This window comes from Curtobacterium sp. MWU13-2055, assembly GCF_023242305.1.
Classification (GTDB): Bacteria; Actinomycetota; Actinomycetes; order Actinomycetales; family Microbacteriaceae; genus Curtobacterium.
Window position 1 is genome coordinate 168,647 of sequence record NZ_JALLIO010000002.1, and the last position, 19,383, is coordinate 188,029.

Sequence of the window (19,383 nt, forward strand, 5' to 3'; positions counted from 1 at the left end):
CGCATGTCGACGACGACCGAGAACGCGGCCACGACCGCCACCACGACCATCCCCACGACGATGCGAGCCGTCGTCGTCCACGGCCCGGGCGACTACCGGCTCGAGGAACGCCCCGTGCCGACGCCCGGCCCCGGCGAGCTCCTGCTCCGCACCGACGCCGTCGGCATCTGCGCGAGCGACCTGAAGTGCTACCACGGCGCCGCGAAGTTCTGGGGTGACGAGAACCGCGCCGCCTGGGCCGAGACGGACCGCATCCCCGGGCACGAGTTCGTCGGGACGATCGTCTCCGGCGACGACGACACCCTGGCGAAGCGGAAGGTCTCGCTCGGCGACCGCATCGCGTGCGAGCAGATCGTGCCGTGCTGGGAGTGCCGCTACTGCCTCGAGGGCGCGTACTGGATGTGCAACGTCCACGACATGTTCGGCTTCAAGGGCTACGACGGCGCGATGGCCGAGTACGTCCTCGTCCCCGCCAAGGCCCTGACCCACCCGGTGTCGAGCGCCCTGCCCGGTCAGGTCGCCGCCTTCGCCGAGCCGCTGTCCTGCGCGTTCCACGCCGTCGAGCGGGGCGACATCAAGTTCGGCGACACCGTCGTGATCGCCGGCGCCGGACCGATCGGCCTCTCCGCCATCGCCGGTGCTCGACAGAAGAACCCGCTCCGGATCATCGCCCTCGACGTGGTCGAGGCGAAGCTCGAGCTGGCCCGCAAGGTCGGCGCGGACCTGACGATCAACATCGCCGAGGACGACGCCGTCGCCCGGGTCAAGGAACTGACCGACGGGTACGGCGCCGACGTCTACATCGAGGCGACCGGCCACCCGTCCGCGGTCCCCCAGGGCCTCAACCTGCTGCGCAAGCTCGGCACCTTCGTCGAGTACTCGGTGTTCAAGGACGCCGTCTCCGTCGACTGGTCGATCATCTCGGACGACAAGGAGCTCGACGTCCGGGGCGCCCACCTCGGCCCGCACACCTGGCCGGCGGCGATCAAGCTGCTCGAGGCCGAGACCCTGCCGATGTCGGAGATCTGCACACACCAGTTCCCGCTCGAGCGGTTCCAAGAGGCCCTCGACCTGGTCGGCGACTCCGCCGGCGCGAGCGTCAAGGTCTCGATCCTCCCGTCCCTGCAGGCCTGAGCCCGCCGACCCCTGGAGTCAGCAAGCATGTCAACGACGACACAGCGCGCCACCGGTGCGCCCACGACCCCTCGCGCCGAGGGCCGCCTCGACCGGATGGGGATCCCCCGCCCGCTCGCCCTCGGGTTCGTCGCCGTCCTGGTCTTCATGACCGGGAACGGCGTCGAGTCGAACTTCATCACCCCGCACATGGTCGCGGTCCTCGGCAGTCCCGAGGCCACCGTCGCGACGATCGTGACCTTCTACAGCCTCGCCGCCCTGATCGGCAGCTACGTCTCCGGCGCCCTCTCCGACCTGATCGGGCCGCGCCGGGTGATGATCCTCGGGTTCGCCGTCTGGGTCGTCTTCGAGGTGCTCTTCCTGCTCGCGCTGAACATCGGCAGCGTGCCGTTCGCGGCCGTCGCCTACGCCGTCCGGGGCTTCGGCTACCCGCTCTTCGCCTTCGCGTTCCTGGTCTGGGTGAACATCACCACCCCGGTCGAGCGGAACGGTTCGGCGGTCGGCTGGTTCTACGTCGCCTTCACGGGTGGCCTGCCGACGCTCGGTTCCCTCTTCGCGATCGGCGCCATCCCGGTGTTCGGCGGCGGCACGATCGGTGAGACCGGCGCGATGGTCGCCTCGATCGGCCTCGTCGTGATCGGCTTCCTCATCATGCTGTTCGGCGTGCGGCTGCCGAACGGGTTCTCCCGCATCGCACCGGCCGGTGAGAGCGCCTGGCAGGTGCTGACGAGCGGCATCCGCCTGACCGTCACCCGGCCGAAGATCCTGATGGGCTTCCTGGTCCGCCTGATCAACACCGCGCCCGAGTTCGGCATGTTCGTCGTCCTGCCCGCCGTGATCGCGAACGAGCGCGGGTGGGGCCAGAGCCGCTGGCTGCTCATGACCGTGTGCGTCTACGCGACGAACATCCTGGTGAACGCGCTGTTCGGCTGGGTCGGCGACAAGATCGGCTGGCAGCGCACCGTCAAGTGGTTCGGCATCGTCGGGTCCGCCCTCGGCCTCATTGCCTGGTGGTACGTCCCGCAGCTCGTCCCCGCCGGCTCGGACTGGGGCTACGTGCTCTCCGTCGTCGCCGGTTGCGTGTTCGGGTGCCTGCTCGCCGGCTTCGTGCCGATGGGCGCGATCATGCCGGCGCTCGCCCCCGAGCACAAGGGCGCCGCGATGGCGATGTACACGACAGCGGCCGGTGGCGCGGCGTTCCTCGGCACCGGTGTGGTCGCCGCGGTCTTCGCGCTCGGCGGTGGCGGTCAGGCCGCGACCTGGACGTTCGTCGGCCTGTACGCCTGCGCGTTCGTGATGATCCACTTCCTCAAGGTGCCGCAGGGCACCCGCACCTCCCACTGAAGGACTCCAGCATGACCACGATCCACGACGCTCCCGACGAGTTCGCCGAGGACCAGCTCGCCGGCTGGCTCGCGCTCTACGCCGACCGCGTCCGCGGCGTCCACGGCGGCGTCGTCACCCTGCCCACCGACGGCGCCGACCCCCAGGTCGCGGTGGTCGTCGGCGGCGGCTCCGGCCACTACCCCGCGTTCTGCGGGATCGTCGGCCCGGGGTTCGCCACCGGCGCCGTCGTCGGCAACGTCTTCACCTCGCCGTCCACCGCGCAGGTGTACTCGGTCGCCAAGGCGGCCGACCAGGGGAAGGGCGTCGTGCTGTCGTTCGGCAACTACGCCGGTGACACGATGAACTTCGGGCTCGCCGCCGAGCGGCTGCGTGCCGAGGGCATCGACACCCGGATCGTCGTGGTCACGGACGACATCGCGAGCGCCGACGAGGAGTCGAAGCGTCGTGGCATCGCCGGGGACTTCTCGGTCTTCAAGGCGATGGGTGCCGCGGCCGCCGCGGGCGCGGACCTCGACGAGGTCGAGCGCCTCGGCAACGCATCGAACGCCGCCACCCGCACGATCGGTGTCGCGTTCTCCGGGTGCACCATGCCCGGCGCCACCGAGCCGCTCTTCACCGTGCCCGACGGCCACCTCGGACTCGGGCTCGGCATCCACGGTGAACCCGGCATCGAGGACGTCCCACTGCTCCGCGCCACCGACCTCGCGGCGCTGCTCGTCGAACGACTCCTCGCCGACCGACCGGCGAACGCGGGCACCCGGGTCGCCCCGATCCTCAACGGCCTCGGCGACACCAAGTACGAGGAACTGTTCCTGCTCTGGGGACGCGTCCTCCCGCTGCTGCGGGACGCCGGCCTCGAGATCGTCGAACCCGAGGTCGGCGAACTCGTCACGAGCCTCGACATGGGCGGCTGCTCGCTGACCCTCCAGTGGCTCGACGACGAGCTCGACCCCCTGTGGCGTGCCGACACCTACACGCCCGCGTACCGCAAGGCGGCCGCGCCGATCGCAGCGTTGCTGCCGGCCGACGCGGTGGACGACGCCGAGGACGAGGCGACGGTCGTGCCGGACGCGAGTGATGCCTCCCGGCAGGCCGCGCAGACGGCACGCGACGCGATCGAGGCGATCGACGCGCTCCTGCGGGAGCACGAGGAGGAGCTCGGCCGCATCGACGCCGTCGCCGGCGACGGCGACCACGGACGCGGCATGGTCAAGGGGATCGGCGCGGCTCGGAAGGCAGTCGACCGGGTCGGCCAGGAGGCAGGGGTCGCCTTCGTCCTCGGACGCGCCGGTGACGCGTGGGCCGAGTTCGCGGGCGGCACCTCGGGAGTCCTGTGGGGTGCGGCACTCGAGGCCTTCGGACGGTCGCTGCGCGACGACCGCTCCGCGTACGAGGCGTCCGACGTCGTGGAGGCCGCACAGGCCTTCGCCGACTCGATCGTCCACCTGGGCGGGGCGTCCCGCGGGGACAAGACGCTGCTCGACGCACTGCTGCCGTTCGTGGATGCACTGCGGACCTCGGTGTCGGCTGGCTCCTCGCTCACCGACGCGTGGCAGGCTGCAGCGGAAGTCGCTCGTGACGAGGCCGACAAGACAGCCGACCTCACGCCGAAGGTCGGGCGTGCCCGGCCGCTGGCGGAGAAGAGCCTGGGGACACCCGACGCGGGTGCCACCTCGATGGGGATGATCCTCACGCGGGTCGGCGAAGTCCTCGCTGCCCGTGCGAACGAACTGGAAGGAACACACGCATGACGTACCGTCTCGTGGTCGGCTCGGACGATGCCGGGTTCGACTACAAGGAGATCATCAAGCAGGACCTGCAGGCCGACCCGCGGGTGGCGTCGGTCGTCGACGTCGGCGTCGACGCGGACGGGCACACCGCGTACCCGCACGTGGCCGTCGACGCAGCGCGACTCGTCGCGTCGGGTGAGGCCGACCGCGCGATCCTGATCTGCGGCACCGGACTCGGCGTCGCGATCGCGGCGAACAAGGTCCCGGGCATCCGGGCCGTCACGGCGCACGACTCGTTCAGCGTCGAGCGTTCGGTCCTGTCGAACGACGCCCAGGTCCTCTGCATGGGCCAGCGGGTCGTCGGCGTCGAGGTCGCCCGCCGGATGGCTCGCGAGTGGTTGGGCTACGAGTTCGACCGGACGAGCGCGAGCGCCGAGAAGGTCCAGGCCATCTGCGAGTACGACGGCAGCGCGCCCGCCGGCGTCGACGCCCAGGCGTAGGCGCGGCGGCGTAGGCGCGGCGCGGCGCGCAACCGTTCTGCACAACCAAAGTGGGCCCGAACCACGTGATCGCGTGGTTCGGGCTCACTTTGGTTGTGCGCGCCGCGGTCGCCACCTCAGCTGCGCGCGGCCAAGCGGTGCACGACGGCCTTCGTCGCCTCGTAGAGCTCGCGGTAGTCGCGGTACCCGGGCTCGTAGGCCGCCGTCGCGACGGGGTCCGGCTCGATGACCGTGGCCGGCGGGTTCCACTGCCGGATGTCGACGTCGGCCACGAGCTGCGCCGCCAAGAACGCCGACCCGTACGACGCTCCCACGGTCACCGACGGCACCGTCTGCCGCAGCCCGGTCACGTCGCTCACGATCGTCGGCCAGAGCCGTCCGAGCAACCCGCCGCCGGCCCCGACGAGCTCGCGGACCTCGACCCCGGCCGCACGCAGTACCTCGATGTTGTGCCGGACCGCGTAGGCCGTCGCCTCGAGCGTCGCCCGGTAGATGTCCCCACGCGTGTGCCGCACCGTCAGCCCGGCGATCACCCCGCGCGCGTCCGGATCGGCGATGGGCGTCCGCTCCCCCGCGAAGTACGGCAGCATCAGCAGCCCGTTCGCGCCGATGCCCGCACACCGAGCCTCTTCGAGCATCGTCGGCCACTCGCCGTCGACCAGCCGACGCAGCCAGTCGGTGATCGCCCCGGAGGTCGCCATCCCACCCGACACGCTCGGCTGTCCCGGGTGCGTCCCGACCGTCGTCCACATGCCCGGCACCGGCGTCGGCTCGGCGGTCGGCGCGATCATGAACATCGTGGTGCCGTACTGCAGGAACATCCGGCCCGGCACGGACTCCCCGACGCTCACGCCCTCCGCCCATGCGTCGATGGTGCCGGCCGTCACGGGGATACCGACCGGGAGGCCCGTGGCCGCGGCCGCCTCGCGCGTCACCACGCCCGCCTGGTCGCCGGACCACAGCAGCCGCGGCAGGGGCAGGCCGGGCGCGAGCTGCTCGCACCACTCGGTGATCCAGGTGTTCTCGTGGACGTCGTAGAGCGGCGTGGTCTGGCTGGCCGAGTGGTGGTCGAGGACGTACTCCCCCGTCAGCAGCTCCACCACGCGGGACGCCGGCATCGTGAACCGGACCGCCCGTTCCCAGACGTCGGGCTCGTGCCGGGCGACCCACGCGAGCTTCGCCCCGGCGGCCTGGGTGCTCAGCGCAGAGCCACACCGGGCGCGGATCGTGTCCTCGCCCCCGAGCTCGGCCGTGACCTCGTCGAGCAGGTCGGCCGTCCGGGTGTCGATGCCGTACAGGACCGCCGGGCGCAGCGGATCACCCGCGTCGTCGGTCAGCAGGACGCAGGGGCCGATGCCGCTCACGCCCACGGCCTGCACGTCGGCATCGGGGACGAGCGCGAGGAGCTCGTGCGTCAACGTCGTGAACTCGTCCCACCACACGGCCGCGTCCATCTCGACCAGTCCCTGGGCAGGACGGTCGACGTCGTGCCGACGGCTCACCTCGGCGATCACGGTGCCGTCGAACCGGGCCAGCAGCGCCTTCGTGCTCGACGTCCCGATGTCCAGACCGAGCACCGCCCGCATGCCGCCTCCTTCGCCGCCACGCGACCGCCGTCGGTCGCGTCCCGAGTCTACGAACGATCGCGATCCGTCGACGCCCAGCGTCCTGTCGGGGGCCGGACGTACCGTACTCACGACTCCGATGCTCCACGAGGGGAACCCGATGAAGAAGTCAGCCTGGCTGCCAGCAGTCATCGCGCCGGTGGTCGTCGCCGGCGCCGTCGCCGCCCCGATGATCGCGAACGCGGCGAACGACCCGATCGCGGGGACGAACCCGACCGCGGCCGACGTCATCGCCAGCATCGCGAAGTCCTCGGACGCGCAGTACTCCGGCAAGCTCTCGCAGTCGAGCGACCTCGGGCTCCCCGAACTGCCGACCGGTTCCGGCGGCTCCTCGCTCGAGGGCGACGCCTCGGACGTGCTCGGGCTGCTCACCTCGTCGCACACCGCCCGCGTGTACGTCGACGGCGCCGACAAGCAGCGCGTGCAGTTGACGCAGCAGCTCGCCGAGCAGGACGTGGTCCGCAACGGGTCCGAGGTCTGGACCTGGGACTCGAAGGAACGCACGGCCACGCACGTGACCCTGCCCTCCGACACCGCGAAGGACCTGCAGGACGGCGCCACCACGCCGACCGACATCGCCGAGCAGGCCATCGACGCCATCACCCCCAGCACCACGGTCTCGAAGCCGACCGAGGTCAGCGTCGCGGGTCACGACGCCTGGCAGATCACGCTGACGCCGAAGTCCTCCGACACCCTGGTCGGCACCGTCCGACTGGCGGTCGACCAGCAGACCGGGCTCCCGCTGCGCGCGACGATCCAGGCCGCCGGGCAGGACGACCCCGCGGTGCAGGTCGGGTTCACGAGCCTCGACTACGGCGCCCCGGCCGCACGGCTCTTCGACTTCACTCCCCCGTCGAACGCGAAGGTCACCGAGAAGGACCTGTCCGACGCCGAGCACGGTGCGCACGCGAAGGGCGACCACGCCCGCGGTGCGCACGACGGTGACGAGCCGACCTTCACGGGCGAGGGCTGGGGCACGATCGCCGAGCTCCCCGCCGGCACGGTGGACCAGTCGTCCCTCGGCGACGAGGCATCGGGCCTGCTCGGCCAGCTCACGAAGGCCGTCGACGGCGGCCGTGCCGTCCAGACCTCGCTCGTGTCGGTCTACCTGACCGACGACGGCCGGGTCCTCGCCGGCGCCGTGCCGGTGTCGTCGCTGGTCGCCGCCGCGAAGTGAGCACACCGGAACCCGCGCACACGACGGAACCGGCCGCCGTGGACGCGACCCGTCCGACCACGGGCACCGACCTCGCGATCCGCACCACGGGCCTCCAGAAGGTCTTCCGCAAGCAGCGCGCCGTCGACGGCATCGACCTGTCGGTGCCGCGCGGCGCGGTGTTCGGGTTCCTCGGGCCGAACGGCTCCGGCAAGACGACGACGATCCGGATGCTGCTCGGGCTGTCGAGCGCGACCGGCGGCACGATCGAGGTGCTCGGCCAGTCGATGCCGAAGGCGCTCCACCAGGTGCTGCCGCGCGTCGGTGCCCTGGTCGAGGGTCCGGCCTTCTACCCGTACCTGTCCGGGCGCGCGAACCTGCAGCGCTTCGACGCGGCCGACCCCACGTCGGACCCGCGCACCCGCAAGGCCCGCGTGGCCAGCGCCCTCGACCGTGTCGGCCTGACGCACGCGGCGGACAAGAAGGCGCACGCGTACTCGCTCGGCATGAAGCAGCGATTGGGCCTGGCGAACGCACTGCTCTCCCCGCGCGACCTGCTGGTGCTCGACGAACCGACGAACGGCCTCGACCCGCAGGGCACGCGCGAGGTCCGCAACCTCATCCGGTCCCTGGCGGACGACGGCACGACGGTGTTCGTGTCGAGCCACCTGCTCGCCGAGATCGAGCAGGTCTGCACCCACGCCGCGGTGATGCGCACCGGCAAGCTCGTGGCACAGGGCGAACTCGACGAACTGCGGTCCGCCGGAGCCCGCACCGTGACCGTCCGCACGCCCGACATCGGGCAGGCCGGCAGCGTGCTGACCCGGCTCGGGCTCGTCCCCCGGCACGACGGCGGCGCGGACGTCCTGGTCGCCGACCTGCCGCACGAGCTGCTGCCCGAGACCATCACCGCCGAACTCGTCCGCGCCGACGTCCGCGTCCGTGGGCTGACGGTGGGCGGCGGCACGCTCGAGGACCTGTTCGTCGCGCTCACCGGAGAGGGCTTCGATGTCGCTGCCTGACACTGCCCGTGCGCTGCCCGACGCCGAGGCCGATGCCGAGGCCCCGCGCCGCCAGCGTCCCTTCGCCCTGCTCGGCTCCGAACTCGCGCTGGTGTTCCGACGTCGCCGCACGTGGGCGATGCTCGGGGCGCTCGCGCTCGTCCCCGTCCTGATCGCGGTCGCCGTGAAGCTGACGACCGACGGCGACGACGGCGGCCCGGCGTTCCTCGGCGACATCACCAACAACGGCCTGTTCGTGGCGTTCACCGCGTTGACGGTGTCGATCCCGCTGTTCCTGCCCCTCACGGTGGGCGTCGTCGCGGGCGACACCGTCGCGGGCGAGGCCAGCCACGGCACCATCCGCTACCTGCTCGTCGCACCGACCGGCCGGGTGCGGTTCATCCTGGTCAAGTTCGCCGGCGCGGTCGCGTTCTGCCTGGCAGCGACGCTGCTCGTGGTGCTCGTCGGTGCGGCGATCGGTGCCGTGCTGTTCCCGATCGGTCCGGTCACCCTGCTGTCCGGCACCCAGGTCGGCGGAGCGTCGTACGCCGGTCGGGCACTGCTCCTCGCCCTCTACGTGGCGATGTCGATGCTCGGACTCGTGGCGATCGGCATGTTCGCGTCGACGCTGACGAACGTGCCGGTCGGGGCGATGGCCGCGACGGTGGTGCTGGCCGGGGCCTCCCAGGTCCTCGACCAGCTGCCCCAGCTCGACTGGCTGCACCCGTACCTGTTCTCGCACCAGTGGCTGGGGTTCGGCGACCTGCTCCGCGACCCGATCTCGTTCGACTCGTTCGGGTCGAACTCACTGCTGCAGCTCGGCTACGTCGTCGTGTTCGGCGCGCTGGCGTACAGCCGGTTCGCCTCGAAGGACATCCTGAGCTGAGCCCGACCGCCGAGCCCGACCGCCGTCAGCTCGCCGGGCTCGCTGAGCCGCCCGCCATCGTCTCCGCCTCCGAGCCGCGCGCATCCGCGTAGCGGTCCCGCAGGTCGCGGGCCTTCTCGGAGCGGTACCAGTCGAGCCGTGCTCCGGTCTCGACCGTCTGCATCCCGATGACGACCTTGCCGCGTGACTTCATCTCGGCGAGGTCCTCGTACGCCTCGACGATGTACTCGAACGGGTAGAACCCCGAGATGAGCACCTGGAAGCGACGTTCCTGCAGGGCCTTCGCCAACGTGGTCAGGAGTTCCCGGGTCTCCTCGTCCTCTGCCGGGGCGCGCAGGAACCGCAGCTCGATGTCGCGCCGTTCCTCCGAGGACACGAAGCGCTCGTCCCTGACCCCGAGGCGTTCGGCCAGGAGCTCGGCGTTGCTCTCCCCGTGGTTGTCGATGAAGGCGGTGATCGGTCGGCCGTCCGCGATCGCTCGGATCCGGTCTTCCTCGCCCTCGCCGTACACGACCGGCAGCGTACCGATCTGCCGCAGGTAGTCGTGGTTGCGCGCACTGCCGAGGGTGATCACGGTCGCACCGGCGTCGTGCGCCAGCTGGCTCTCGATGTGGCCGACACCGCCCGCTGCAGCGGTGATGACGACCGTGTCGTCCGGTCCGAGGCGGAGCGATCGCACCACCGACACCGCCGTGCACCCGGCCAGGTACAGGCCACCGGCGACCTCCCACCCGACGTACTCGGGCTTCTTGATGACGGCACCACGCGGCACCGCGATCCAGTTCGCGTGCGAGCCGCCCTGGGGTGCGTGCCCCATGACCTCGTCACCGACCCGCAGGTCCTTCACCCCGTCGCCCCGCGCCCGGACGATGCCGGCGAAGTCGACGCCCTGCCGTGCCGGGAACTCGAGCTCGATGTGGTCCCGGAGCTTCCCCTCGCGCAGGAAGCGCTCGATGTGGTTCAGCCCGGCGGCGACGATCTCGACGACGATCTCGCCGGGGCCGGCCGTCGGCTTCTCCTGGGGGACGAGCTCGACCACGCTGAAGTCGCCGTACCGGTCGTACTGGACTGCCTTGCCGTTCCGCATGGGTGCTCCTTCGCTGGCGTGTGCCTCCGGCCTACTCGGTTTCCCCGCGTGCAGCCCGAGCAGGCGGGGTACCGGCCGTGGGCGGTACCGACGAGCGGACGGGAGGCCCGTGGCGGCGTCGCCACGGGCCTCCCGTCCGTCGGTCGCGCACGTCCAGTGCGCCTCGCGCGCTCGGTGCACGTCGCGCGCTCACTGCACGCCAGCCGCTCGGTGCTTTCCGGCTGCCGCTCAGTGCTTGCCGGCTGCCGCGATGACGGACGCGACGGTCTCGGCGTCGAGGTGGAACGCGAGCGGGTCGGTGTCGGGGCGTGGGACGCGCAGCGGCGTCGACCAGACGGAGCCGTCCTCGGCGACGTCCACGACGAGGGCGCCGCTGTCGGCGTACGCGGATTCCTGGTCGTAGGCGCCGGTGACGTCCGTGTCGTTCGCGACCCCGGGGGCGACGAGGACCGGGACGCCGGCCAGCGATCCGGCGAAGTGGTGGTGGTAGTGCCCGCCCAGGACCACGCGGACGTCGGACCCCCGGATCACGTCAGCGAGCGCCTCGGGGTTCTGCAGCCGGAGCGCCTCGTGCAGCTCGGTCGGGGCCGGCAGGGGCGGGTGGTGCAGGACGACGACCGTGCCGTGCGGGGCGTGGTCCCCGGCGAGCGCGGCGCGGAATCGTTCGAGGCTGGCGTCGCTGAGTTCGCCGTAGCCGGCACCCGGCACGCTCGTGTCGACCGTGACGATCCTCCGGCCGGCGACGAGCGACTGCCCCCACACCGGCACGGTCGGCGGGTGGTACTCCATCGTGTGCATGACGGGGCGGCCGCCCTCGCCGAGGACGTGGCCGTTGGACAGCACCTGGCGGAAGCCCTCGCGCAGGTCGTGGTTGCCCGGGACCGCGACGAGGGCGGCTCCGTGGCGTTCGGCCCATCCGCCGACCCGCTCGAGGACGGCGGCGTACGACTCGGGGCTGCCGTCCTCGGACACGTCGCCCGAGATGACGACGAGGCCGATGCCGGGCACCCCGTCGACGTGGGCGAGCACGGCGTCCAGCGCTGCGGTGGTGTCGACGGCCCCCTGGTGCAGGGCACCGTCGCCGGTCAGGTGGGTGTCGGAGAGGTGGAGGACGCGGAGGGTTCCTGCTGCGGGCGGCTGCATGGGGTCCACGGTAGCCACGGGGGCGATGGGTGGGCTGGGCGGGTCGGGAGCGGTTCGTGAGCACCCGTGCTCAGTCCGGCAGCACCGCGTCCGGGATGTCCCGCAGGAAGATCTCGATCGTCTTCGGACCGATCCCCTTGAGCGCGGCGATTCGCTCGCGCAGGTCCTTCCGCGACGCCGCGGTCTTCACCAGGTGCGACACGGAGCCCTCGTCGGCGTCGAGCGTGTGCATCGTCTCGTGCAGGGCATCGGTCATCTGGTAGTCGAACCGCGCGTAGCCGCCCTCGTCCAGAACCCTCCGCAGCTGCTCGCGTCCGGCGCCCGCGAACTTCCCCGGGCTGGTGAACCCGTGGTCGATGAGGACGCGGTAGGTCGCCGCCGCCTGCTCCTGCCGGATGGGCCGGCCGAAGAGCATGCTCGCGAGGAACCACCGGTAGAGCTGTTGGGGCTTGCCGTCGGACAGGTCGATCCCGAGGTCCGCGGCGTGGGTCACGTCGGCCATGGACCGGACGCTACCCGTGGTGTTCAGCCGTCGGTGCGCCGCGGCCCCCAGTGCAGCGCGCCGACGACGAGCCACCCGACGAACGACAGGATCGTGACGAGCTCGACGACCACGATGAACGGCAGGTCGATCGAGACACCGGCGCCCGCGATGTAGGCGTAGCTGTACGTGTGCGGCGCGACGAAGCTCGTGATCCACCGCACGACGAGGATCACCGCACCCAGGATCGCGAGGGCACCGAGGGCGAACTGGAACGGGTTTCGGCCACGCAGGAATCGCATCCCGCCACCGTAGGGCCGCGGACCGACGGCGCACGACTCCCCGTTCGAGGTGTCCAGCGCTCCTCACTCGGCGGCGGCCGCCAGCTGGTCCTCCAGGTTGAAAACCTCAGGCAGCACCCGCGCGGTCTGGTCCGCCCGACCCGCGGCACCGTCGAACAGGTCCTGCATGTGCGCCTCCCATGCGCTCGCGACCTCGGAGGCCGCGAGCGACGCGTCGGCATCGGCCACCGAGTCGGTCTCGTAGTAGCCGATCAGCAGGCCGTCGTCGTCGAGGAACAGGGAGTAGTTCCGCCGCCCCGCCGTGGCGATCGCCCGGAGCATCGCCGGCCAGACCGCAGCGTGCCGCTCGCGGTAGGCGTCCAGGTGCTCGGCCTGCACCTGCAGTCGGAAGCAGACGCGGGTCACCGGTCGGCCTCGGCGCGGCGACGCCGTTCGGCGTCCTGCACGGCGCGCTCGTCGGCGGTGCGCACGGTACCGGTGACGGTGGTCACGGTGCCGTACCGCTCGGCCTCGATCGCCTCGAGCGTCTTGCCCTGCGTGCGCGGCGCCCAGATGGTGCCGACCAGGAACGACATCGCGAGGAGCCCCAGGATGAGTCCACCGAGTGCACGGAGCCCGATGTCGGACAGCAGCAGCGGGAACCAGATGCTCAGCAGACCGACCATGACCCGCGCGGCGAGGAAGAGCACGCCCTGCGCACTGGCCCGGTACCGGGTGGCGAAGAGCTCGCTCGTCCAGAGGCCGTAGAACGCCTGGGCACCGATGCCCGACGAGATGCCCCACGCCACGGCGAAGAACAGCAGCGTGCCGAGGTTCGCCGGTGCGTAGATCAGGACGGCCCAGGCGACGATCGCCAGCACCGCGCCGAGGGCGAACAGCAGCCGTCGACTGACCCGGTCGCCGTAGCGCATGAAGCCGAAGTAGGTCGCGGCGACGGTGCAGCCCCACACCAGGATCTGCAGGCCGTACTGCTCGGTCACGCTCGTGACCCCGGTGGCCGAGTACACCCGCGGCTGGAAGATGCCGGCCTGCCCGGCGACGGTGTTCCAGAGCGCGTAGACGCCGAACAGGAACAGCATCGCGGTCAGGTTCCGGCGCCGGCTGAACAGCTGGGTGATCCCGTGGAAGAAGTTCGCGGTGCCGGTCGCGGCGCGCTCGTCCTTCCAGATCGCCGACTCCGGCAGCCCGCGGCGAAGCCACCAGACGACGGCGGCGACGACGAACAGGTGCGCGAAGATGAGCCGGCTGCCGAGCAGTCCGAGGGGTGCGGCGGCGATGGCCAACGCGAAGCCGACCATCGGGCCGATCGACCAGGCGAGCTGCGCGGTGCCGACGTGGGCCGCACGCTTGTCCGCCGGTGCCTGCTCGGCGATGTAGGTCCAGCTCGCCGGCACCCCGGCGCCGACCGCGATGCCGGTCAGGATGAAGCCGACCAACAGCATGCCGTAGCTGCCGGCGAAGACCGCGAGCAGGATGCCGAGCATGTACAGCAGCAGGTCGTAGGTGTAGATGAACTTCCGGCCGTAGCGGTCGCACAGCGGTCCGCCGATGATGGCGCCGGCGGCCGCGCCGAACGCGTTCGCCGACAGGCTCGCCAGCAGACCGACCTCGAGGTCGCCGACGTGGAACTGCGCCTGCCACAGGCTGAGGCTCGTGGCGATCGCGATGATCGACCCCGACTCGATGTAGTTCGACATGGCGACCGAGACGGTCGCCTTCCAGCCCGTGGTGCTCCGGGCTCCGATTCGGACCGCCATTGGTCCTCCGTTCGCGTGTTCGCCAGTGAATCGTTTCAACGGGACAGCGAGACGATAGTGCGCCCCGGCGGGCGTTGGCAAGTCCGTGCTGTGCGCGTCCGCGTGCGGCGCGCCCGCGTCCGCACGGTGCGCGCCCGCGTCCGCACGGTGCGCGGTCGCTCACTCGGTGCGAGGTTGCCCGCTCCGTGCGGCGCTGCAAGCGCGCACCGAGCGGCCAACCTCGCACGTGGCGGCGCAGCACGCACGGTGCGACGCCGGAGCGGAGCACGCACGGGGCGCGGCCGCACCCACGATCTCGCACCGTGCGGCGGACGCGACCACCCACCGGACGGGAGGCCCGGGCCCAGCCCGCACCGCGCCTCCCGTCCGCCGTTTTCCACAGATCACGGCGCGCACCACCCGGAAGCGCAGGTGCGATGCCAGGATGGCCACATGGCGGTCAGTGTGCGAGAGGTGGCAGCGCTCGCCGGCGTGTCCCTGGGGACGGTGTCGAACGTCCTGAACCGTCCCGACAAGGTGGCCCCGACCACCGTCGACCGGGTGCAGTCCGCCATCGCCGCGCTCGGGTTCGTCCGCAACGACTCCGCACGCCAGCTCCGGGCCGGCCGCAGCTCCACCGTCGGCCTGATCGTGCTCGACGGCGGCAACCCGTTCTTCACCGACGTCGCGCGCGGTGCAGAGGACGCCGCGATGGACAAGGGCCTGGCCGTCCTGATCGGCAACTCCGACGAGTCCACCGACCGCGAGCGCACCTACGTCGACCTGTTCGAGGAACGCCGCGTCGCCGGCCTGCTCATCTCCCCCGCCGGTGACGACCTGTCCCGCCTCGCCCGCCTGCGTGACCAGGGCACCGCCGTCGTGCTCGTCGACCGCCGCGCCGACGACGAGCACTTCGCCTCGGTGTCGGTGGACGACGTCGCGGGCGGTCGCATCGCGGTCGAGCACCTCGCGGCCATCGGGCGGACACGCATCGCGTTCGTCGGTGGCCCGTCCAGCATCCGCCAGGTTGCCGATCGGCACGCCGGGGCACTGTCGGCGGCTCGGGCAGCGGGTATCGAGCTCGAGGTCCTGCCGACCGCGTCACTCTCGGTGCTCGAAGGGCGTCGCATCGGCGAAGAACTCCAGGCACGCCCCCGCGGTGAACGGCCGGACGCGGTGTTCGCGGCGAACGACCTGCTCGCGGTCGGCCTCGAACAGGCGTTCATCATGCGCGGCACGATCGCGGTGCCGGACGAGATCGCGATCGTGGGCTACGACGACATCGCCTTCGCCGAGGCAGCCGTCGTCCCGTTGACCTCGGTGCGCCAGCCTGCACAGGACCTCGGGCGCCAGGCGATCGAGCTGTTGACGAAGCAGGTCGAGCTCGGGCAGGGCATCGACCTCGAGCACGTCGAGTTCACGCCGGAGCTCGTGGTCCGGCAGTCCTCCGTCGCCGACGCGTAGCCGACCGCCTCGCGTCTGCCCACCAGCCTGCCCTGCTCTGCGGCACGGACCGGCCGCCGCCGCGGCCTACGATCGGAGCATGGTGCATGTCCCCCGGCGCGACGGCCCGCCGAGCGTGCACCACGTCGCAGCTCGTGCCGGCGTCTCGCTGGCGACGGTCTCGAACGTGCTGAACCACCCCGAGCGGGTCGCCGAGCCCACGGCCGCACGCGTGCACGACGCGATCGCCGAACTCGGGTACACGCCGAACCGCAACGCCCGGGCACTGGTGTCCGGCAGCACCCGGGCGATCGGTCTCGTGGTCGCCTCGCTCCGCAACTCGCTGTTCACCGACGTGGTCAGCGGCGCGCACACGACCGCCCGCGATCGCCGGCGCACCCTGCTCGTCGCCAGCAGCGAGAACGACCTCGAGGCGCAGGGCGAACACCTCGCGTTCCTCGAGAGCACCCGGGTGTCCGGCATCCTGCTGGCCTCGATGACGGAGTCCCGCGCACAGGTCGAGGCGGCGAAGCAGCACGGCCTACCCGTCGTCTACGTCAACTACGAACCGACCGAGGTGGACGCCTGCTCGGTGGTCGTCGACAACGAGCAGGCCGGGTACGTGGCCGCGCAGCACCTCATCGAGCAGGGCTGCCGACGCATCGGCTTCGTGAGCGCCCGGCCCGACCTGCAGCCGGTGGCCCGTCGCCGCGCGGGGCTCCTCCGCGCGATCGCGGAACACCCCGGAGTCGAACTCGTCGACGTCGACGCCGGTGACATCGACCCGCCCGGCGGCACCGACGCCGGCGCGCGGATCGCCGCGATGCCGGTCGCCGAACGGCCCGACGGCGTCCTGGGCGTCACGGACCTGCTCGCGATGGCGGTCGTCTCCGAGCTCCGAGCCGCCGGCATCCGAGTGCCGGAGGACATCCCGGTGTCGGGGTGCGACCACAACTCGGTGGCGTGGGGCGGCGCGGTGCCGTTGACCTCGGTCACCATGCACGGCGAGGAGATGGGCGCCACCGCCGTGGCCCTGCTGCTCGAGGAACTCTCCGACCCGATGCACGTCCACCGCACCGTGGTGCTCGGCAGCGAGCTCGTCCCCCGCGAGAGCACGCTCGGCCGCGCCGGTGCAGCGGCCGCGCGGGCCACGGCGCCGAGCGACCCGCGCCGCACCGAGGCCTGAGCGCCCGAAAGCGACAGTCCTGCGGCACGGGACGCCGTCTGGTCCGGCAAAGCGACAGATCCACGCGAACAGTTCGCGGCACACTGTCGCTTTCGCGGGTGGGGCGGAGGCAGGGCGGGCGAAGCAGGGCGGGTGGGGCGAGGCGGGACCGCGCGCACCAGGCATGCGCGTTCCCGTAACGAAATCGGCACAGCGATTGACACGCTTCAATCCACGTGGTTCCATCCTGATTGAAACGTTCTAAACAGCAGCAACCGGAGCCCACGACGACGCGGGATCCGGGTCCGTTTCACCCGGGGTACCCCGCCCCGGGCCTTACGAGGAGGTAAGGAATGTCAGCTCGTTCCCTGACCACGAGGACGCTCACCAAGCGCGCCGTCGTCAAACGGCTCGTCGCCATCGGCGGCGCCACGGTCCTGATCGGCGGGCTCGCGGCGTGTTCGTCCGGCGGTTCCGCCGACGAAGGCGGCGGCAAGGTGCAGATCACCTACCAGGCCGACAACTCACCCGCGACCGCAGCCACCGCGAAGCCGCTCATCGAGGCGTTCGAGAAGGCCAACCCCGACATCACGGTCAAGTTCGACACCCGCCCGCAGGGCACCGACGGCGACAACCTGGTGAAGACCCAGCTGTCGACCGGCGAGATGGCCGACGTCTTCAACTACAACTCCGGTTCGCTCATGCAGGCCCTCAACCCGGACAACACCCTGGTGGACCTGTCCGACGAGAGCTGGACGAAGGACGTCGACGAGCAGTTCACCAAGGTCGTCAGCACCGACAAGGGCGTCTACGGCGCTCCGTTCGGCACGAGCTTCGGCGGCGGCGTCATGTACAACAAGAAGGTCTACTCCGACCTCGGACTCAGCGTCCCCACCACGTGGGACGAATTCATCAGCAACAGCGAGAAGATCAAGGACGCCGGCAAGGTCGCCCCGATCATCCAGACGTACGGCGACACCTGGACCAGCCAGCTGTTCGTGCTCGGCGACTTCGCCAACATCACGGCGCAGGACAAGGACTGGGCGGACAACTACACCGCGAACAAGGAGTCCTACGCCAAGGACCCCGCACTCGCCGGCTTCGACCACCTCGCCGAGGGCAAGGACAAGGACCTCTACAACGAGGACTACGCCTCGGCCACGCAGGCGAACGGCCTGAAGATGCTCGCCGACGGCACCGGGGCGCAGTACCCGATGCTGACGAACGCGATCTCGACCCTGCAGCAGGACAGCCCCGACGCGGTCGCGGACATCGGAGCGTTCGCGCTGCCGGCCGAGGACGCCGACGACACGAACCTGACCATCTGGGAGCCGAACGGCCTGTACATCCCGAAGACCACCGAGGGCGACGAGCTCGCCGCCGCGAAGAAGTTCATCGCCTTCGCGAACTCGGCCGACGGCTGCAAGGTGCAGAACGACACCGGAACCCCCGGTGGCCCGTACGTCATCTCGACCTGCTCGCTGCCCGACGACGTGCCCCCGATGATCGACGACCTGCAGAAGTACCTGGACGACGGCAAGGCGAGCCCGGCGCTCGAGTTCCTGTCCCCGATCAAGGGCCCGAACCTCGAGAAGATCTGCGTGCAGGTCGGCTCCGGCATCACCAATGCGGCCAAGGGTGCTGACCAGTACGACGACGACGTCGTCCAGCAGGCACAGCAGCTCGGCATCAAGGGCTGGTGACACGGTGACCGCGACACTCACGACGGCACTCGAGCCGGCGAAGACCCGAGCGGGTTCCGGCGGGACCGGTCCCGCGCGCAAGCGGATGCGCTCGTTCTACCCCGCGTGGTTCTTCATCCCCGCGATCGCGCTGTACGTCGTGTTCTTCGCGGTCCCCACCTTCGCCGGGTTCTACTTCTCCCTCACCCGCTGGACGCTGTTCGACCAGACCTTCATCGGTTTCGACAACTTCGTCCGGTTCTTCCAGGACCCGCAGCTCGTCTCCGGGTTCGTGCACACGTTCCAGTACGGCTTCGTGACGAGCGCGGCGAAGGTGGTCATCGGACTCGCCCTCGCCCTGCTCCTCACGTCGCCCGTGCTGGGGCGCGGCTACCTGCGGGCGGTCGTGTTCTTCCCGGTGCTCGTGTCGACGATCGGCATCGGCATCACGTTCAAGGCGCTGATGGACCCGTTCCACGGGATCATCAACGGCGTCCTCGGCTCGGTCGGCCTCCCCACTCCGGGGTGGCTGACCGACCCGGCCCTCGCCCTGTGGAGCGTCGCCGCGGTGGACGTCTGGAAGGGCGTCGGCATCGCGACGCTCATCTTCATCGCCGGCATCGTGGCGATCCCGCTGGAGTACTTCGAGGCCGCACGGGTCGACGGCGCGAGCGCGTGGTCGATCTTCCGGAACATCACCCTGCCGCTGTCGCGTCCCGCGATGGGCACCGTCATCATCCTGTCGTTGATCGGCGGGCTGCGGTCCTTCGACCTCATCTGGGCGATGACCGGCGGTGGGCCAGGGTTCACCAGTGACGTCATCGCGAGCGTCATCTACAAGCAGTACCAGGCCGGGTTCTACGGCCTGTCGACCGCCGGCAACGTGGTCCTGTTCGTGGTCGTCACGGCGATCATGGTCCCGATCTCGTGGCTCCTCAACCGCAAGGAGGCGGACCTGTGACCGC

Annotated in this window: 18 protein-coding genes; 11 read left to right on the forward strand and 7 right to left on the reverse strand. The window is 71.0% G+C overall.

What is annotated here, in order from left to right; genetic code table 11:
- The first annotated feature begins 3 nt into the window (after positions 1–3).
- Genes M4960_RS05500 through M4960_RS05515 form a run of 4 tightly spaced genes read left to right on the forward strand, consistent with a single transcriptional unit; the run spans position 4 to position 4,711 of the window.
- Positions 4–1,134: a zinc-binding dehydrogenase gene (locus M4960_RS05500; RefSeq protein ID WP_123672438.1), complete on the forward strand. Its 1,131-nt coding sequence runs from the start codon at positions 4–6 to the stop codon at positions 1,132–1,134.
- A gap of 27 nt (positions 1,135–1,161) precedes the next feature.
- On the forward strand, positions 1,162–2,478 hold the full coding sequence (locus tag M4960_RS05505) for an MFS transporter (RefSeq protein ID WP_207895492.1): 1,317 nt from the start codon (positions 1,162–1,164) through the stop codon (positions 2,476–2,478).
- 11 nt (positions 2,479–2,489) lie between these two features.
- A complete protein-coding gene (locus M4960_RS05510; RefSeq protein WP_131879448.1) occupies positions 2,490–4,232 on the forward strand; it encodes a dihydroxyacetone kinase family protein in 1,743 nt (580 codons plus the stop codon).
- The gene (locus M4960_RS05515; protein ID WP_248703677.1) at positions 4,229–4,711 is read left to right on the forward strand and encodes a ribose-5-phosphate isomerase; all 483 of its coding nucleotides are present in this window, start codon (positions 4,229–4,231) and stop codon (positions 4,709–4,711) included. The genes M4960_RS05510 and M4960_RS05515 overlap by 4 nt, the downstream gene beginning before the upstream one ends.
- 116 nt (positions 4,712–4,827) lie before the next feature.
- Here the strand turns inward: M4960_RS05515 and M4960_RS05520 are convergent, their stop codons facing one another.
- On the reverse strand, positions 4,828–6,297 hold the full coding sequence (locus M4960_RS05520) for an FGGY-family carbohydrate kinase (RefSeq protein WP_248703678.1): 1,470 nt from the start codon (positions 6,295–6,297) through the stop codon (positions 4,828–4,830).
- A gap of 139 nt (positions 6,298–6,436) precedes the next feature.
- Between M4960_RS05520 and M4960_RS05525 the strand changes: the two genes are divergently transcribed.
- From M4960_RS05525 to M4960_RS05535, 3 genes are read left to right on the forward strand one after another with little or no spacing between them, the layout of a single operon-like run.
- Complete coding sequence (locus tag M4960_RS05525; RefSeq protein WP_165918788.1) at positions 6,437–7,513, forward strand: sigma-E factor regulatory protein RseB domain-containing protein; 1,077 nt, start codon at positions 6,437–6,439, stop codon at positions 7,511–7,513.
- Between the two features lie 38 nt (positions 7,514–7,551).
- Positions 7,552–8,514 carry an ABC transporter ATP-binding protein gene (locus M4960_RS05530; RefSeq protein WP_123292318.1) on the forward strand — a complete coding sequence of 321 codons (963 nt, stop codon included), beginning with the start codon at positions 7,552–7,554 and terminating at the stop codon, positions 8,512–8,514.
- Positions 8,501–9,379: an ABC transporter permease gene (locus tag M4960_RS05535; protein WP_248703679.1), complete on the forward strand. Its 879-nt coding sequence runs from the start codon at positions 8,501–8,503 to the stop codon at positions 9,377–9,379. Before M4960_RS05530 ends, M4960_RS05535 begins: the two co-directional genes overlap by 14 nt.
- A 25-nt stretch (positions 9,380–9,404) precedes the next feature.
- Here M4960_RS05535 and M4960_RS05540 read toward each other — a convergent pair whose 3' ends face one another.
- The 6 genes from M4960_RS05540 to M4960_RS05565 form a co-directional block, all read right to left on the reverse strand.
- Positions 9,405–10,466 carry an NADP-dependent oxidoreductase gene (locus M4960_RS05540; protein WP_248703680.1) on the reverse strand — a complete coding sequence of 354 codons (1,062 nt, stop codon included), beginning with the start codon at positions 10,464–10,466 and terminating at the stop codon, positions 9,405–9,407.
- A 228-nt stretch (positions 10,467–10,694) separates the two neighbouring features.
- Entirely contained in the window at positions 10,695–11,609 is a 915-nt protein-coding gene (locus tag M4960_RS05545) for a metallophosphoesterase (RefSeq protein ID WP_248703681.1), read from the reverse strand.
- Between the two features lie 70 nt (positions 11,610–11,679).
- The gene (locus M4960_RS05550) at positions 11,680–12,111 is read right to left on the reverse strand and encodes a hypothetical protein (RefSeq protein WP_248703682.1); all 432 of its coding nucleotides are present in this window, start codon (positions 12,109–12,111) and stop codon (positions 11,680–11,682) included.
- Positions 12,112–12,134: 23 nt separating this feature from the next.
- Positions 12,135–12,392 (reverse strand): hypothetical protein, encoded by a 258-nt coding sequence (locus M4960_RS05555; RefSeq protein WP_123291977.1) that lies wholly within the window; start codon positions 12,390–12,392, stop codon positions 12,135–12,137.
- Positions 12,393–12,455: 63 nt separating this feature from the next.
- Positions 12,456–12,797, reverse strand: a complete 342-nt coding sequence (locus M4960_RS05560) for an L-rhamnose mutarotase (protein ID WP_131879475.1) — start codon at positions 12,795–12,797, stop codon at positions 12,456–12,458.
- Positions 12,794–14,149, reverse strand: a complete 1,356-nt coding sequence (locus tag M4960_RS05565; RefSeq protein WP_248703683.1) for an MFS transporter — start codon at positions 14,147–14,149, stop codon at positions 12,794–12,796. The genes M4960_RS05560 and M4960_RS05565 overlap by 4 nt, the downstream gene beginning before the upstream one ends.
- A gap of 432 nt (positions 14,150–14,581) precedes the next feature.
- On the opposite strand from M4960_RS05565, the gene M4960_RS05570 reads away from it, so the two are divergent.
- The 4 genes from M4960_RS05570 (at position 14,582) to M4960_RS05585 (ending at position 19,379) form a co-directional block, all read left to right on the forward strand.
- The gene (locus tag M4960_RS05570; RefSeq protein WP_123291975.1) at positions 14,582–15,592 is read left to right on the forward strand and encodes a LacI family DNA-binding transcriptional regulator; all 1,011 of its coding nucleotides are present in this window, start codon (positions 14,582–14,584) and stop codon (positions 15,590–15,592) included.
- 79 nt (positions 15,593–15,671) lie between these two features.
- Positions 15,672–16,757 carry a LacI family DNA-binding transcriptional regulator gene (locus M4960_RS05575; protein ID WP_248703684.1) on the forward strand — a complete coding sequence of 362 codons (1,086 nt, stop codon included), beginning with the start codon at positions 15,672–15,674 and terminating at the stop codon, positions 16,755–16,757.
- Between the two features lie 332 nt (positions 16,758–17,089).
- On the forward strand, positions 17,090–18,439 hold the full coding sequence (locus M4960_RS05580; RefSeq protein WP_248703685.1) for an ABC transporter substrate-binding protein: 1,350 nt from the start codon (positions 17,090–17,092) through the stop codon (positions 18,437–18,439).
- Between the two features lie 4 nt (positions 18,440–18,443).
- A complete protein-coding gene (locus M4960_RS05585; protein ID WP_248703686.1) occupies positions 18,444–19,379 on the forward strand; it encodes a carbohydrate ABC transporter permease in 936 nt (311 codons plus the stop codon).
- Positions 19,380–19,383 lie beyond the last annotated feature (4 nt).